The following is a 16,727-nucleotide window of genomic DNA, read 5'->3' on the forward strand; positions in this document are numbered from 1 at the left end:
CTTAGTCACCTTGATTGACACGGAAAATGCAAAGTTCGTCCATCAAGGGTGACATGTTGAGGGTGGAAAACTTGTCCGCCATCTCCAGTTCGAAGTCAGGAATGCCCCGAAATTGAAATGCGCGCTGAGCCTTTACTATCGCAGGAGCATCGCACATTGGGAAATACACTTTAATCGGTGTCGGCTTGATTACTTTCGCCATCCAGCTCTTAAGCTCCAGGCTCGACGCGATGGGCAGCCTGACGATTATCGTCTGGCCGCCATTAGGCAGATAAAAGCTATCTACGAATTTTTGAAAGCTGGAAATGTAGCGTTCTACGAATACGACAACTGTCGTGGCTGAGGTTCTAGCGAGACCGTTAATCTTTCCCAGAACCTCATCGTTCGCTTTTTCCTTTTGCAATTCGTAAGTGTCGATGTCGTCGTTCTTGTGGATAGCTGAAAAAGCGTTTAGCAGATTAGTCTCCAGCGCAATTTTATTGGCGATGAGGCGAGGCGCAGCCGGTACTTCTGCTGCTTTTCCCTGATCACTATGAATAGCTGCAAGCTTCAGTTCATTGACCTGACGCAGCAGCTGCTCGTTGTGAAGCAACTGCTGTTGCATGGATTTCCGGATCTCGTTGGCGCTGAAGCGGAGGATGTCATCGTTCATCAAAGACGTGATCAGCCCGTTTCGGAGCTTCTCTTTCTCTTTAACGAACTGAGCCTGCTGGGTCTCAACCTGCTCATTCAACTCCACGAGCTTGGTATGGCTCTGGGTCAGTAGCTCGGTAGCATTCGGAGCTGAGCCGGTGAGCAGTTCGGACAGTGGCTTACGCCCCCATGCGTAATCCTTCAGGTCCCCGTAATACCTATTGAAAGCTTGGCGAGTGATGCCTACGCGATCTGAAAGCTCACTAATTCCCAACTTTTTGCCAGGAAGTGAATAGTGGTGCTCAGAGATGATCTGGACGAGCTTAGCTCGGGTTGCGCTCTCGTTCATGCTATTGCTCTCAAAGGAATCAGGCCTGGGGCATGCTGGTTGCGCTCCAAGTTACTTAGGTGACGTTGATGGGCCTCGATTTTGCGGCGAATTTGCAGCTCCGCTTTCTTCGAGATCGTATTGATGTTGTCTGCGAGGACGGATGTGAAGAACTCGATGTTATCCACGATCGCTTGACGTGCTTTTGCCAAGACAACCGCGTTTCGACAATCAATCTGGCAATTCTGAGGGTCTGGCATCAGGTGACCATCGGAATTAGGCCGGCCTTCAAGGCATGGAGGCGGGTTCTCGTGCGAGAACAGCTCTCCGGAGACGCAGAAGGTCCCGATGGCCGTGCGACTGATGTAGACGGGCTCGCCAGCTACCAGGAGATGCGAGATGTAGACCATGATGCTGACGCGCAGGCGCTTTCCGGTGAACTCATTCGGACGTGTCGCGATTTGCTCAGCAATCCTCTCGGCTGGAGCGCCTGAATAGCTACCGTCGCGCACCGAGGAGACAATCTCGTGGAATTCGCTAGCAAAGCTATCCTCTAGTGCTTGAGCTACGCCCATGACCAGATGTGGGTTCCGGCTGATATATCGCAGGGTCATCTCATAGCTGTGATGCCCGAATAACATCCGGATTAGCTCGATGTTGCGTTCATCACGATTGATCAAGATTTCTGCAATCGTCTTCCTGAAGCGATGACAGTGAATGCGTTCGACCGGTACCTCATCTTTTAGCTGCTTGATGATGCCGTTCAGGATCGCCGGGGTGACTTGATTGAGTGGCTTTACGCTCTGATTAGCCTGAAACAGGATCTCACGTTTCCTGAACGGCTTAACATCGCGCAGTTCTTTGAAGGCTTCGACTTTTTCCCCAATGAACTTGGGCAGTGGCAGTTCATCAACCTCGCCATTGTGAGCGGGGTCTTTGGCGGTCTTGAACCGTCTGATCCTGATCCAGTATTCCCCGGCCTCATCTGCCCAGATATCATCCAAGGTCAGGATAGCCAACTCTGATTTACGCGCGCCGGTGATCAGTGCGATCAAAATAAATAGAGCATTCCTTACTCGATCTAGAGCTATTGCGTAATGCTGAACCCAGGTATACGCATGACCTGGCCAGCTGTATTTACCTTTGGTAATGGTTCTATGGACGACGTTATAATTAAGGACGCGCGCTCCATTGATCTCAATGTTGAAGTATTTCTCGAAGTCGGGCAGTTCCTGGGTGCGCAATATCAGGTAGCCTTCGATCTCATCAAATTTGTTGTCTCTGATGAAATTCCTGGCTGCTTGAAGATGCGGCATTGCTTCTTCAGTCCAGAAGAGAGAATAATTGATGAGGTGTTCCAGTTCGTTTTCGGAATATGGAACCCATCCTTGCATTACGCCCGTAAAAATCTCACGCACATCGCGATGTCGTTCGGTCGTATCAACGTGGCGCAAGTCCACATTTAGACAGATTTCATCCGGAATAAGCTTTTGGATGGATAGGGCATGCCACAAGCGGATGAAGAAGAAAAGAGAAACGTATTTTCTATTTGTTTCACTATTCTTAGCAGCGTCAAGCGCCCTGTTCAGCATAGGTGCCGATATTAGAGCGATGTCCGATGAGGTCGCTGTTAGATGATTCGGCTTAAGCAGGAAATCCTCGACCGCAGAATACTCATATGCGCGAGACTTGGTCGTCTGATACGATTTAACATTTCCTTGGAACGAGAAATTTGGAATGAGGTAGTAGACAAGACAGCTTTTCAGGAAGTTGGATCCTGGTATTTCTCTGTCGAGCTTAACCTTAGGTGCGAAGTTGTGCTTTGGCTTGTCTAGAGTCCACTCGCTATCGCAAAAGCAGGAGAATTCAGAAACAGGGAAATCGCCATTAGGATACAATGCGAGCTTATTTTTCAGGGAGTCTTTGGCTTGAGCTGCGCCTGCTGACGACTCCGCGAGAATATCCTCAAGGGCTGCGTCCAGCGCTTCCTCATTATCTGACTCAAACGCAGCAATGAGTTCGTCGTCGCTAAGTTTTATTGAACTCATTGCGCTTCTTCCTCTTCAAAAATCATCCTCAAGGCTGCCATGTCGCGAGGCAGCAAGCTTTTCTTCTGTCTGCGCTTGAACCGAAGCGCGTCTAAGACTGCATCTTGGTCGTCCCAGCTTTCGAAAAGGAATTCAATGATTTCCTTTTCAATGCTTAAGCGTCTGGTAAAGCCAGATTCATCGCGGTCGTAAAGATCTTGTTCAATATGACTCAACCGCTCATGTAGGTAGGGCAGGCTGTCAGTTGTGACCCAAACCTTGTCGCAGCCAAGGCATTTCTCAATGGCAAAGCATTTTTGGCCTTCCCTCAGTTGGCGATCAGCACCTGGCCAGCTAGGTGCGGTTTGATCCATGCATCCCCAGAGAGGTGCTGTATGTCCAGGTATGTGGAAAAAGCGCGGGATTACATTGGCCAATTCACTTGCTCGTTTCCCCAACAAACCTTCGAATTTGCGAGCGCCCAAGAGATCCATGATTTCTTCAAGAGCAGATCTCAGTTCGACCCTGCGGCGCTGCATAGCTGCCCCGGAGCTGTCGTAATGGATGTCTGTCGTTCGCTGTTGGGCATGACCCATTTGAAGGGAAACGATGCTCAACGGATCTGTCCGGCGCCTATGCTGGCTCCATGTTGGGCGTAGCCGCCGGGCGATGTCCTTCGCAGCCACAAGTCGTTTGCCGTTCTCATAAACCGGGTAGAGATCGAAAAATTGTTTAGCCGCGGTGTGATACGACTTAGGAAATGAAATCGAGCCGTGGCGCCCACCTGTCGATTTGAAGTCTCCCCATGCTCTCAAGAACAGAAAGAGTTTGCTCAGTTCTTCGCCGTTATCCAAAGTCGTCGAGACATCAAATTCGTGGTTCAGAAGCGGCTCCGATAGCTTTTCTGCCAGTCTGACAAGATTGCACACCGCATACGGATCTGCGGAATTGCTCGTCGCAAGGATCTGCGCAGGGGCTTCGTATTCCTTTCCTATACTCTGAGACTTCTGTTTCTCACCGAAAAGCATCTTAAGGTTTTCGTTGACTGCTCCGGATAGAATGTGCTCAAAATTATCTGGATCAATAGAGAGTACCGTTTCCTTGTTCCAGCCGGATTGAATCATGAGGAACTGGAGGAGCGCAGCCATATCGACCCCAGTAGGGTAATACATGCCCAGCAGCTCATCCCAAGCGGTAATCTTTTGTCTGGTATTGGCTCTGTTGGCGTGAGTATATCTATATAGCAAGATCTTCACGGAGTTATTGCAGGATTCCGTAAAGTTTATAATTGCGCTGCGTGAGTATTCGTCGTTAAGCACCTCAAGCGATGTGGAAAACGGATAGCCGGCAGTGATCAGGGTTTTCAGTGTGCGGAGATCATCTGGCACCCAAGTGTATATGCCCACACCGGAAAATGGATCAACCGGTCTTTCAAGAAGATAAGGAGCTGAGTGGGCGCGGTAAAATTCCTGAAATGGCTTGCTGGCCCCAAGCTTTGATAGAGCTATCATCTCCGGGTCGTTAGAGTTGCGCAGTCGGTAGGTCAACGTGGTCTTGTTAACTTTGATCTTATTTGCGAGATGATATTGGTACCAGCGGAATATATTCTTCCGATCGTACTGCGGGCGCGTCACCTCGCAAAGCTCTTCATAGGTGTATGGCTTTACTGCTTCGAGCGCGTTCCGGAGATCTAGTTTTTTATATAGCAATTCAGTGTGCTTTTGCAAAGCCTTCGTGAGTTGCTCGTAGGCTTCGTCGGTCAGTGGCTCCTTGGGGGTGTCCTTTTTTGTCTTCACTGCTGGTAGAGTTAGCTTTGGTATTTTTCCTGTGTTCTTTGCCACCACTGACATAGCTGCTCGAAATTTTTCGGCGTAGCTAAGCGGAAGCTCATTGCGATTCAAGTAGCTAACAAATCCCAAGAATACGGCCACTGAGATGTCGGTGTACTGACTCAGTCGCAGGGCCTCAGGATTTTTCTGATCGTATGAGGATGCATAATCGAGCCACGCGTTTAGTGCGGAGCGCAATAAGTATCCATTAGCGTGAGAGACGGTAGGGCAGTACTGGATGAATACGTAGTGCAGGGTTTGGTAAAGGTTTTTGTCTTTGGAGAATCCTGGGTGATTTAGATAGTTGCAGGATATGACCCGACCCTTAACAGACTCTACTTCAGTTGTTGCGAATTCTATTTCCATGCGAAAGCTCTTTCATGGCTGCGGTGAAACTCTGGCCGTTGATGGAGCCGCGCGTTGTCAGCCTTATGTATAGTTCTTTTAGCTTATCATCATGCGTTGCCCGAAAATCAAGTCTTTTTTTGTTTTGGCGCATTTTTTATTGAGGAGTTAGCGATTTCTTGAGGTGCACTTCCTTTATATGTAGTACATAATTTCGATTTGCTTATGCTTAGTGTCAGTTGTATTGACGCGACTGCAACTTCTGAAGTGAGGATTAGTTGAGCTTGGTGCGAGAAGTTAGGCGCTCATCCGCTGGCTAGCGATGAATCGGGAACCAATAGTAAGGATCTGGGGTAGATGGGGATCAGCGGAGCGACCAGATGAGACAACGAAAAGATGAAATGAGGTGGCGTCATGCCGGTAGGAGCATTATCCAGGGCTTGGCTAAGCTTCTGCTCGTGCAAACCCTAAGCAGTATCAGAGATCTACAGCTCAAGGCGGGGGGCGTTGTATCCCCGCCCGCGATTGTGAACGGGGTGCCTAGGGTAAAGCTATTAAGTGACTGCGACAGTTCGGGTCATTGTTTCGAGCCATGCATGGTCGACTTTTGTTTGAAGATCTTCGAGAGTCCCGTCATTCTCTATAAGAAGATCAAGAGGCTTATGCTGGACTCCTTCTTCGGAGGAGTGAGATGCCACCTTTAAAGCATCTTTCCTTTGGATGTGCCAGATGACTCCATTGTGGGAGCGCCAAAAGTCAGCCTCATTTTCATACCTAATATCTTTGATGATGATTACGGACTTATCTTCTAGGCTCAACTGTTTAGTTTCAAGCGGTCTTACAGGGTGTTTGGCCCTGACGTCCTCGTAGTTAGGAAAATATTGGCGGGTCAAATTTTTAATAAGCTTGAATGCTTCGTTGGGAGTGATGGACCAGTATTGGTCCACTGCACCTTGCTCGTAGGGCTCCCAGGTCTGGGCATTCGTGAAGCCGAAGAAAGCCTGCGCGGTGAGACGAAGTGGCGCTTCCGAATGGGAGAGGTACTCGTCTGAGGGGGGAGGGGTGAGATCGATGTGCGGATGGTTCAATTGCTTATCCGCGCGCATAAGCCAGTGCTCTGGGTTATGATGCCGCATCCACTCGGTGCCTAGCATCTGGAACATCAGGCGGGGTGAAAGAGACCACAGGTCAACGACCTCTTCCTTTATAGCATCGCTCCAGGCTTCATCAGAGGTAAGGCCGAACAGCGCCTGGCAGCCCGATTTCAAGGGGTCAGCAAGAGCGAAGGCAGCTACATTTTCATGCTTGAGCAGCATCGAAGCAACGGTGTCTTTACCGCTCCGCGCCAGCGCAGCCAAACCAATGATGGTTCTCATATCCGCTCCAAATACCTGTATTCTCTAGGTTTTATGACCTTTTTTCTATGTTTACATTTTCAGGTACGGACATACAATTGAGTCATGTTTACATTTAGATCAGACGTAATACAAGACTCGACCTATGCCTATCAGGGCGGCGGCCGAGGCTTGTCTCTGGAGCGCATCGCCACGCTGGAAACCTTTGTGCAGGGCGATTTGCGGCCTGACCTGACGCTGGTGTTCGACTTGCCGGTAGAAATCGGCATGGCCCGCGCCAGTGCGCGCGGTCGCCTGGACCGCTTCGAGCAGGAAGGCCTGGCTTTCTTCGACGCCGTACGCAGTGCATTCCTCAAGCGCGCCACGGCTGAGCCCGCGCGTTATTATTTGCTCGACGCTGCCCAACCGCTGGCGCAGGTGCAGCAGGCCATCGATGCGCTGTTGCCGACACTCCTGGAGCGCGCCCGTGGCTGAAGCCTACCCGTGGCAGGACAGTCTGTGGCAGCAATTGGCCGGCCGTGCCCAGCACGCCCACGCCTATTTACTGCACGGCCCCATCGGCATCGGCAAACGTGCGTTGGCCGAACGCCTGATGGCCAGCCTGTTGTGCAAGCAGCCGGTGAACCTGGAAGCCTGCGGCGAGTGCAAATCCTGCCTGCTGCTCAAGGCCGGCAGCCACCCGGACAATTACCTGTTGGAACCCGAGGAAGCCGACAAGGCGATCAAGGTCGACCAAGTGCGCGACCTTGTGAGCTTCGTGGTGCAGACCGCGCAGATGGGCGGGCGCAAAGTGGTGCTGATCGAGCCGGTGGAGGCGATGAATATTAACGCCGCCAACGCCTTGCTCAAGAGCCTGGAAGAACCGTCGGGCGATACCGTGCTGTTGCTGGTGAGCCACCAGTCCAGCCGCTTGTTGCCGACTATTCGCAGCCGCTGTGTGCAGCAGGCCTGCCCGTTGCCGAGTGAGGCAATGAGCCTGCAATGGCTGGCGCAAGCGTTGCCGGAGTGTTCCGCCGATGAGCGCGTCGAGCTGCTGACCCTGGCCGCCGGTTCGCCGCTGGCGGCGGTGAAGCTGCAAGCCCAAGGCGTGCGCGAGCAACGCGCGCTGGTGGTCGACGGCGTGAAAAAGCTGCTCAAGCAAGAACAGTCCGCCACGCAACTGGCCGAAGGCGCCTGGAAGGATATTCCCTTGCTGCTGCTGTTCGACTGGTTCTGTGACTGGTCGAGCCTGATCCTGCGCTACCAGTTGACCAAAGATGAAGACGGCCTGGGCCTGCCGGACATGCGCAAGGTCGTGCAGTACCTGGCGCAGAAAAGTGCCCAGGACAAAGTGCTGAACATTCAGGACTGGATCCTTGCCCAACGCCAGAAGGTGCTCGGCAAAGCCAACCTCAACCGCGTGCTGCTGCTCGAAGCGCTGCTGGTGCAGTGGGTCGGTTTGCTCGGCCGCCGTTAATTTCCGTGGCCGACGGGTGTATCGTCGGCCAGACACTTTCCGTGACTCAAGTTGTAATCCCTATGCTCGTAGATTCCCATTGCCACCTTGATCGTCTTGACCTCGCCCAACACGGCGGTTCCCTTGATGCTGCCCTGGAAGCTGCCCGTCAGCGCGGGGTAGGGCACTTCCTGTGCATTGGCGTGAGCGCCGAGAACGCCGCCGACGTCAAAGCCCTGGCTGATCGTTATGCCGACGTGGATTGTTCGGTGGGTATCCACCCGCTGGACTTGAAGCCTGGCGAAGCGCCCGCCCTGGACTGGTTGCTGGGTGAGCTCAACCACCCGCGTGTGGTGGCGATTGGTGAAACCGGCCTGGACTACCACTACGAACCCGAAGCCGCCGAGTTGCAGCAAGCCTCCTTCCGCCTGCACCTGCAAGCCGCCCAGCAAACCGGTAAACCAGTGATCGTCCACACCCGTGGCGCCCGTGCCGACACCCTGACCCTGTTGCGCGAAGCCGCGCTGCCCCAGGCCGGCGTGCTGCATTGCTTCACCGAAGACTGGGACATGGCCAAAGCCGCGCTGGACCTGGGCTTCTACATTTCGCTGTCGGGCATCGTCACCTTCCGCAACGCCGACGCCCTGCGCGATGTGGCGCGCCAGGTGCCTGCTGACCGTTTGCTGGTGGAAACCGACTCGCCGTACCTGGCGCCCATTCCCCATCGTGGCAAGCCGAACCTGCCGGAATACGTGCGAGATGTAGCGGACTATCTGGCGATGCTGCGCGGTGAGTCCTACGAACGGTTTGCCGAACAGACCACCGAGAACTTCAAGCGTCTGTTTCCGCTGGCCCACGTGGCTGGCTGAGAAGGTCAAATCGCAGGCAAAAAAAACCCGGGTTCTGGGGGGTGAATCCGGGTTAAGACCATTAGGAGTAAAACAAGGGCACGCAGTCCGTCGGTACCCAGGTCAACGCGTCACTTGGGGGAGATGCCGCGTCGACTATTGAAGTATTGATCAGTATCCGATTCAGTCCAGTCGCGATTGGTCGTTTTTTAAACAGATTTGGAATACGCGCGCTTCGCTTGAGTTCTCATTGCGTGGGTGCACAGGTGTAGTTGTTGCGTATTATTTCTGACTGAGAGCGGTGAAAACGTTGGCGTGCTGAAAGTTAAGTGCATAACGGGTTCACATAGGCGTTGCCCAACGACTGTTCAGTCGGGATAATCCCTCGCATCAGGTAAATCGTATCGCCACGTATCCGTGGCCCTGCGTAATCCACCCACATTGACCTCTGCAGACCTCTCCCTCATGCAAAAAGAACCCCGTAAGGTCCGTGAGTTTCGCCGCCGTGAGCAGGAAATTCTCGACACCGCACTCAAGTTGTTCCTCGAACAAGGTGAAGACAGCGTCACCGTCGAGATGATTGCGGATGCCGTGGGTATCGGCAAAGGCACGATCTACAAGCACTTCAAGTCCAAGGCCGAAATCTACCTGCGCCTGATGCTCGACTATGAGCGCGACCTGAACGAGCTGTTGCATTCGGCCGACGTCGACAAGGACAAGGAGGCCCTGTCCCGGGCCTACTTCGAGTTCCGCATGCGTGACCCGCAGCGCTATCGCCTGTTTGATCGCCTGGAAGAGAAGGTGGTCAAGGGCAATCAGGTGCCGGAGATGGTCGAAGAGCTGCACAAAATCCGCGCCTCGAACTTCGAACGCCTGACCCTGTTGATCAAAGGTCGTATCAGCGAAGGCAAGCTTGAAGATGTGCCTCCGTATTTCCACTACTGCGCAGCCTGGGCGCTGGTGCACGGCGCCGTGGCGTTGTACCACTCGCCGTTCTGGAGCAACGTGCTGGAAGATCAGGAAGGTTTCTTCCAGTTCCTGATGGACATCGGCGTGCGCATGGGCAACAAGCGCAAGCACAGCACCGAGTTGCCAAGTGCTGAAGCAAAGACCAGCGAAACCCCGGCTACGTAAGTCATTCGCCACGGTGATGGCTCAATGATTTACTGCCAGGTGCAATGCCCCAGGAATATACTCAGGCAAGGATCTTGCTAAAAGTTGAATTATAAGTCAGCTTTTAGCGCGCCCGAATCATCCTCTGCCGGAGTGATCCATGATCGTTGATCGTCAAGGCAGGCGTTTTCGCAATTTGCGGATCAGCCTGACCTCAGCCTGCAATTACGCGTGTACCTACTGCGTGCCTAACGGCAAGCGGCTGGTGGCTGCCCAGGACGAACTTTCGGCCGAAGCCATGGCGCGTGGTGTGGCGTACCTGATTGAAGCGGCGGGCATCGACCGCCTGCGCATCACCGGCGGCGAGCCGCTGGTGAGTCCCAAGCTGGAGGCCTTCATGGGCGCCGTGGGGCAGATGGGCCTCAGCGACATCAGCCTGACCACCAACGGCCAACTGCTCGCGCGCAAACTGCCGCTGCTGGTGGACGCCGGCATTCGGCGTATCAACGTGTCCCTCGACACCCTCGACGCCGACGCTTTCCGCAGCATCGCCCGTGGCGGCGACCTGGCGACCGTGCTGGATGGCATGGACCAGGCCCGCGCGGCCGGGATCAAGATCAAGGTCAACATGGTGCCGTTGCGTGGTCAGAACCTCGACCAGGTGATGCCGCTGCTCGACTATTGCCTGGAGCGTGGCTACGAGCTGCGCTTTATCGAACTCATGCGCATGGGCCATCTGGCCAAGGATTCCAATGCTTTCCTGCAGCAGTTCGTCAGCCTGCAACAGCTGCTGAGCCTGATCGGTGAACACCACGAATACCTGCAAGCCAACGCCCCGGTGGATGCCACGGCGGTGCGCTACGAAGTGCCGGGCAAGGGCTTTTTCGGCGTGATCGCCAACGAAAGCGTGCCGTTCTGCCGTACGTGTTCGCGGCTGCGCTTGTCCTCGACCGGTTGGTTGCATGGCTGCCTGTCGTCGAGCAACCGTCACTATGTCGGCGACCTGCTGGACAAACCGCGCCATCAAGCGCTGCCTGCCTTGCAAGGCCTGTTGATGAAGGCGCTGGGTGACAAGCAGGAAGTGGCATTCTCGGGCGGCGCGACGATCATGAAGATCATCGGCGGCTGATCCAGGCTCCCACACAAGCCCAGCTCCCACATTTGATTTGCGTTGCTGTTAAGTGGCGCAGAACCTGCATCTCACGCCCATTCGCCGGTTTTCCGTCACCGGCTTCTGGAGGATTAGGATGCGTAGTCTGGTTTTGTTGCTGGCGTCATTGACGCTGAGTGGTTGCATGACCGTCAGCGATATGGCCGAAGGCACCCGCTATCAGATGAGCGACGCCGGGCTGTTGGACCACAGCAATACCCGTCGCACCGCGTCGATCCGCATACAGCCGGATTCCTTTGTCTTCATCGCCCAGGGCGCCTTCGTGCCGCCGGGCAGTGCCTACCCGCGACCTAACGTGGTGGCCGAAGAAGCCTTCAACGGCTTCGTCGAATATTTCCCGATGGTGCGCCGCGCCCGCAAGCCTGAAGGCCTCGAGCAAGCCATGTCCGAAGCCCGCGCGGCGGGCGCTCACTACCTGCTGTATTGCCGCTTTGCGGCAGCCGATGACCGTATCGGCAACGCCGATGAGTGGACCGATCAACAAGCCCTTGACCGGGTGGGCCTGGACAGCGGCGTCATCCAGATCATGTTGATCGAGACCAGCACCCAGTATTTGATTGATACTGCACGTATTCGCAGTCGTGGCGGTTTACTGACGTTCCACGACAACAAGCCAGAAGACCTGATCGCCCGCCCCTTGGCGCAGTACGCCCGCGGCCTGCTGGGGATGAGTGATCAGTAACACCTGAGGAACGCCCCATGACCGATTCCGCCACGGCCAATGATCTGTTGGCCCAACTGCCCAAAGGCAAGGGACCGGCACCGGTTCACCTGTGGAACCCGGACTTTTGCGGCAACATCGACATGCGCATCGCCCGTGACGGCACCTGGTTTTACCAGGGCACGCCAATCGGGCGTAAGCCGATGGTCAAGCTGTTCTCCAACATCATTCGCCGCGATGGCGATGAGTATTTTCTCGTTACTCCCGTGGAAAAAGTCGGCATTACCGTCGATGACGCGCCGTTTGTCGCCGTTACCCTGGAAGTCGAAGGGCAGGGTGAAAGCCAGGTACTGCGCTTTACAACCAATGTCGATGACCAAATTGACGCGGGCCTTGAACACCCGTTGCGGGTGGTGATCGACCCTGTCACTCAAGAGCCCGCGCCGTATCTGCGGGTGCGCACAAACCTCGAAGCCCTTGTGCATCGCAACGCGTTCTACCAAATGGTCGAGCTGGCGGTGAGTCGTCCGATCAACGGTCAGAACTGGCTGGGCGTCTGGAGCGGCGGGGAGTTTTTCCGCATCGGCCTGGAGCCCTGAAGCCGTTCTTTTCATCTCCCTGAAATAATTCACTTGCTGCAAACGGGCGCTATCGGTTATCAATTTGTACATGATTAGACATGTCCGATTTGATAAGAAAAAACGCGTCGTCGACGAGCTCATCCGCCGTATCGAAGGTGGAGTGATGGCTGACGGTTACCTGCTGCCTGGCGAGCATCAACTGGCCGAAGAGTTTGCGGTCAGCCGCGGCACCTTGCGCGAAGCCCTGGCCGAGCTAAAGCGGCGCAACTACATCGCCACGCAAAGCGGTGTCGGTTCCATCGTCACGTTCGACGGCATGGTGCTCGACCAACGCAGCGGCTGGGCTCAGGCCTTGGCCGACACCGGCGCCCAGGTGACCACCGATATCCTGCGCCTGGAAGCGGTGACCCGTCCGGACTTGCTCAGCCGTTTTGGCAGTGACCGGTTCATCGCCCTCGACCGCCGCCGCTGCGCACCGGATGGCGCCTTCGTGTCCCTTGAACGCTCGCTGATGCCCGCCTCCGGTGGCCTGGAAAGCCTGCCGGACGTCGGCCTGATCGACAATTCCCTGACCATCACCCTGGCGGCCTTCGGCTATGTCGGCGCCGAAGGTGACCAATGGATCGGCGCCGAGCCGCTGAGCAATGAAGATGCCGAACTGCTCGGCCGACCTGTCGGCACGGTGTTTCTCAAAGCGTCGCGCACCACCTACGACCGTCGCGAGCGTTTCATGGAGCACGTCGAAAGTTTGCTCGACCCTCTGCACTTTCGTCTGCACCTGCAGTTTGGAGCGTCGAAATGACCCCGATTTCCCGCGCACTCGGCGCGTTTTACGGCCTGGCGTTGGGCGATGCCCTGGGCATGCCCACTCAGTCCCTTAGCCGTGAGCAGGTTCGCGCACGCTTTGGCGCCATCACCGGCCTGGAAGATGCCGACGCCGACCAACCCATCGCACCGAACATGCCCGCAGGTTCGATTACCGATGACACTGAACAGGCGATCCTGGTCGGTGAGTTGCTGGTGGAAGGGCAGGGCAAGATCGATCCCTCTGTGCTCGCCCGGCGCTTGATCGACTGGGAAGCGGTGATGCGCGCCAAGGGTTCCCAGGACCTGCTCGGCCCATCGACCAAACGTGCGATCGACATGATCCTCGCCGGCCACACCCCGGAAGAATCCGGCCGCTACGGCACCACCAATGGTGCGGCGATGCGAATTACGCCAGTGGGGATTTCGGCGGACGTCAGCGACCCGGCGGGGTTTATTCAGGCGGTGATTCAAGCCTGTCAGGTCACGCATAACACCAGCCTGGGCATCTCCAGCGCCGCCGCCGTGGCGGCGGTGGTCTCGGCCGGTATCAACGGCGTGGACTTGGGTGAAGCCCTGAACATCGGCACCCAAGTCGCCCAACAGGCGGAAGGTCATGGGCATTGGATCGCTGGCGGGCGCATTTCCACGCGCATCAGTTGGGCACGCACCTTGGCCGTCGGCAGCGGCGACAAAGCTCTGTTTGCCGACTTGCTTTACGAATTGATCGGCACCTCTGTCGCGTCCCAGGAATCGGTGGTGGTGTCGTTTGCCCTCGCGCAGCAAGTGGCGGTGGGCGCGATGAGTGCGTTCGAAGCCCTGTGCCTGGCCGCCAGTCTTGGCGGCGACACCGACACCATCGCCGCGATCCTCGGCGCCATGTTGGGTGCGTGCCTGGGCATGCAGTGCTGGCCAGAGGCGCTGATCGAACAGGTCAAGCAGGTCAATGGCCTGGATTTGCAGCCGCTGGTTCAGCACCTCCTCGAATTGCGCTAAATGCCACAGATCAAAATGTGGGAGCTGAATTGCCAGCTCCCACATCAATCGCATTGAGTCATGGAGACCGAGTAAAGGTTCGCTTTGTTTATCTGCCACAACCACAACAATACAGGCATCAGGAGCACCCCCATGAGTACCCCCTCTTCCGGCCAAAGCGCCGGGCAACTGGAAACACGCGGCATCGAACCGGTTCCTGAAAGCGAATGCAACGGTCACCCGCTGCAACTGTTCTGGGTGTGGTTTGCGGCCAACATCAGCATCCTCGGCTTGCCCCTTGGCGCGACGCTGGTTGCGTTTCGCGGCCTGGCGATCTGGCAGGCAATCATCGTTGCGATCCTCGGCGCCGCAGGCTCTTTCGCGGTGGTGGGCATCATCTCTATCGCGGGCCGTCGTGGCCGTGCGCCCAGCCTGACACTGTCCCGCGCCATCTTCGGCGTGCGCGGCAATATCGGCCCGACCATCGTCTCGTTGATGTCGCGCCTGGGCTGGGAAACGGTCAACACCACCACCGCCGCCTTCGTGCTGCTGTCATTGTGTTCGATCCTGTTCCACTCGCCGGTCGAGGCGAAAAGCGCGCCGATCCTGACGCTGGTGTTCATCGCGATTTTCGTGCTGCTGACCCTCGCGGTTTCCGGCCTGGGCCACGCCACCTTGTTGGTGATTCAGAAGTGGGCGACTTACGTGTTCGGCGCCTTGAACATCGTGGTCGGCGGCTTCCTCTGCGCCACCATCGACTGGAGCGCCGTATTCAACGCGACCCCGGCACCGCTGAGCGCGATGATCATCGGCGTCGGCACCATGGCCGCCGGTACCGGTATCGGGTGGGCCAACGCTGGCGCCGACATGTCGCGCTACCAGCACCGCAGCGTCAAGGCTGTGCGCCTGGTGGCCTCCGCCGCGTTTGGTGCAGGCATTCCGCTGGTGTTGCTGATCACCCTCGGCGGCCTGCTGTCAGTGGGTAACAACGACCTCGCGTCGGCGACTGATCCGATCATCGCGATCCGCGACATGCTGCCCACCTGGATGGCCGTGCCGTATCTGATTACGGCCTTTGGTGGCTTGCTGCTGTCGAACAACCTGTCGGTGTACTCGGCGGGCCTTACCACCTTGACCCTCGGTTTGAAGGTCAAGCGCGTACACGCGGTGATCGTCGACATCGTGGCGATCTTCGCCGGTTCGATTTACTTCATGCTGATCGCCGACAGTTTCTACGGCCCGTTCATTACCTTTATCTCGTTGCTGGCCGTGCCGATCACCGCATGGGTCGGGATCTTCGTGGTCGACCTGATGCACCGTCACTACTACAGCCCCAAAGACCTGCTCGACGTTACCCCAAGCAGCGCCTACTGGTACCGCGGCGGCGTGGAATGGCGTGCGTTCGGCGCCTGGGCTGTGGCGATTGTGCTGGGTTTCAGCTTCACCACCATTGGCACCACCGCGCAAAACATCTGGTTCGCCGGGCCGTTGTCCGATTCCTGGCTTGGCCACAACGGCCTGGGCTGGATCGTCACCTTTCTGGTGGCCGGCGGAATTTATGGGGTACTCGGCGGCGCAGCTGACCGCCGCCCGGCTTTGGTAGAGCGTCACAATGTCTAGATTGCTGCACACCGGCCAGGTCATCGTCGATCTGGTCATGGCCCTCGATACCCTGCCTGCAACCGGCGGCGACGTGCTGGCAAAATCTGCCAGCTTCGAAGCCGGCGGTGGCTTTAACGTGATGGCGGCGGCCCGACGTAATGGTTTGCCGGTGGTGTACCTCGGTCGCCATGGCAGTGGGCGCTTTGGCGATCTGGCCCGCGCGGCGATGCAGGCCGAAGGCGTAGTGATGGCCCAAGCCGCCAGTGAGGGCAAGGACACAGGTTTGTGTGTGTCGCTGACCGAGGCCAGCACCGAGCGCACCTTCATTTCCCATATCGGCGCTGAGGGCGACCTGAGTACCGAGGATTTGGCCGGCATTGTGCCGCGCGCCGACGACTTCGTGTATGTCAGTGGCTACAGCTTGTTGCTGGAAGGCAAGGCGCACGCACTGCTCGACTGGCTTCTGGCATTGCCGCGTGACATCCGGGTGGTGTTTGACCCGGGACCGTTGGTCAAGGCGCCGGATTCGGCACTGATGGTCGCGCTGCTGCCACGCATTGATATCTGGACCAGCAATGGCCCGGAAGCGCTGGCCTTTACCGGCGCGAGCACTCTTGCGGATGCGCTGCTCGACCTAAACCGCCATTTGCCTACCGAGACCTTGCTGGTGGTGCGCGACGGGCCGAAGGGTTGCTGGGTCAGCCAGCAGGGCAAGGCTGCGCATGTGCCGGGTTTCAAGGTGCAGGCCGTCGACAGCAACGGCGCGGGTGATGCCCATGCCGGTGTGTTTCTCGCCGGGTTGGCCAACGGTTTGAGCCCGGCACACGCAGCGCGGCGAGCCAACGCGGCGGCAGCACTGGCCGTAACGCGCTGGGGCCCGGCGACGTCACCGGGCACTGCTGAAGTGGATGCACTGTTGGCAGAAGGCTAGAGGGCACTCAGCACTCAAAAAAGTGGGAGCCGGGCTTGCCCGCGATGGCGGTGGATCAGTCTTTAATTGACTGACTGATCCACCGCCAT

Annotated in this window: 14 protein-coding genes and 1 pseudogene; 11 read left to right on the forward strand and 4 right to left on the reverse strand. The window is 56.6% G+C overall.

Annotation, left to right across the window (positions count from 1 at the left end):
- Nucleotide 1: 1 nt before the first annotated feature.
- From ACP7A2_RS23955 to ACP7A2_RS23970, 4 genes are all read right to left on the reverse strand, one after another.
- Nucleotides 2-982, reverse strand: a complete 981-nt coding sequence (locus ACP7A2_RS23955; RefSeq protein ID WP_426136266.1) for a hypothetical protein — start codon at nucleotides 980-982, stop codon at nucleotides 2-4.
- Nucleotides 979-3,009 (reverse strand): tyrosine-type recombinase/integrase, encoded by a 2,031-nt coding sequence (locus tag ACP7A2_RS23960; RefSeq protein WP_426136267.1) that lies wholly within the window; start codon nucleotides 3,007-3,009, stop codon nucleotides 979-981. Before ACP7A2_RS23960 ends, ACP7A2_RS23955 begins: the two co-directional genes overlap by 4 nt.
- Entirely contained in the window at nucleotides 3,006-5,183 is a 2,178-nt protein-coding gene (locus tag ACP7A2_RS23965; protein ID WP_426136268.1) for a hypothetical protein, read from the reverse strand. The genes ACP7A2_RS23960 and ACP7A2_RS23965 overlap by 4 nt, the downstream gene beginning before the upstream one ends.
- Before the next feature lie 533 nt (nucleotides 5,184-5,716).
- The gene (locus ACP7A2_RS23970) at nucleotides 5,717-6,538 is read right to left on the reverse strand and encodes a deoxynucleotide monophosphate kinase (RefSeq protein ID WP_426136269.1); all 822 of its coding nucleotides are present in this window, start codon (nucleotides 6,536-6,538) and stop codon (nucleotides 5,717-5,719) included.
- Nucleotides 6,539-6,640: 102 nt separating this feature from the next.
- Here ACP7A2_RS23970 and ACP7A2_RS23975 point away from each other — a divergent pair.
- The 11 genes and pseudogenes from ACP7A2_RS23975 to ACP7A2_RS24025 form a co-directional block, all read left to right on the forward strand.
- Nucleotides 6,641-6,991: pseudogene (locus ACP7A2_RS23975) on the forward strand (dTMP kinase); the annotation flags it as partial.
- On the forward strand, nucleotides 6,984-7,973 hold the full coding sequence (locus ACP7A2_RS23980; RefSeq protein WP_426136270.1) for a DNA polymerase III subunit delta': 990 nt from the start codon (nucleotides 6,984-6,986) through the stop codon (nucleotides 7,971-7,973). The pseudogene ACP7A2_RS23975 and the gene ACP7A2_RS23980, both read left to right, overlap by 8 nt.
- Before the next feature lie 62 nt (nucleotides 7,974-8,035).
- Nucleotides 8,036-8,821 carry a TatD family hydrolase gene (locus ACP7A2_RS23985; protein WP_426136271.1) on the forward strand — a complete coding sequence of 262 codons (786 nt, stop codon included), beginning with the start codon at nucleotides 8,036-8,038 and terminating at the stop codon, nucleotides 8,819-8,821.
- Nucleotides 8,822-9,265: 444 nt separating this feature from the next.
- On the forward strand, nucleotides 9,266-9,934 hold the full coding sequence (locus ACP7A2_RS23990; RefSeq protein ID WP_426136272.1) for a TetR/AcrR family transcriptional regulator: 669 nt from the start codon (nucleotides 9,266-9,268) through the stop codon (nucleotides 9,932-9,934).
- 139 nt (nucleotides 9,935-10,073) lie between these two features.
- Nucleotides 10,074-11,042, forward strand: coding sequence for a GTP 3',8-cyclase MoaA (locus ACP7A2_RS23995; RefSeq protein WP_375068002.1), 969 nt, complete (start codon nucleotides 10,074-10,076; stop codon nucleotides 11,040-11,042).
- Between the two features lie 118 nt (nucleotides 11,043-11,160).
- A complete protein-coding gene (locus tag ACP7A2_RS24000; protein WP_426136273.1) occupies nucleotides 11,161-11,766 on the forward strand; it encodes a DUF4823 domain-containing protein in 606 nt (201 codons plus the stop codon).
- 17 nt (nucleotides 11,767-11,783) lie between these two features.
- Nucleotides 11,784-12,344, forward strand: a complete 561-nt coding sequence (locus ACP7A2_RS24005; RefSeq protein WP_426136275.1) for a DUF1285 domain-containing protein — start codon at nucleotides 11,784-11,786, stop codon at nucleotides 12,342-12,344.
- A gap of 70 nt (nucleotides 12,345-12,414) precedes the next feature.
- Entirely contained in the window at nucleotides 12,415-13,128 is a 714-nt protein-coding gene (locus ACP7A2_RS24010; protein ID WP_426136277.1) for a GntR family transcriptional regulator, read from the forward strand.
- Entirely contained in the window at nucleotides 13,125-14,126 is a 1,002-nt protein-coding gene (locus ACP7A2_RS24015) for an ADP-ribosylglycohydrolase family protein (RefSeq protein ID WP_426136278.1), read from the forward strand. Before ACP7A2_RS24010 ends, ACP7A2_RS24015 begins: the two co-directional genes overlap by 4 nt.
- Nucleotides 14,127-14,258: 132 nt before the next feature.
- Nucleotides 14,259-15,725, forward strand: a complete 1,467-nt coding sequence (locus tag ACP7A2_RS24020) for a purine-cytosine permease family protein (protein WP_426136279.1) — start codon at nucleotides 14,259-14,261, stop codon at nucleotides 15,723-15,725.
- Nucleotides 15,718-16,638 carry a PfkB family carbohydrate kinase gene (locus ACP7A2_RS24025; protein ID WP_426136280.1) on the forward strand — a complete coding sequence of 307 codons (921 nt, stop codon included), beginning with the start codon at nucleotides 15,718-15,720 and terminating at the stop codon, nucleotides 16,636-16,638. The genes ACP7A2_RS24020 and ACP7A2_RS24025 overlap by 8 nt, the downstream gene beginning before the upstream one ends.
- Nucleotides 16,639-16,727 lie beyond the last annotated feature (89 nt).

It is taken from the genome of Pseudomonas sp. PWP3-1b2 (assembly GCF_049896045.1).
Taxonomy (GTDB): domain Bacteria; phylum Pseudomonadota; class Gammaproteobacteria; order Pseudomonadales; family Pseudomonadaceae; genus Aquipseudomonas; species Aquipseudomonas antarctica_B.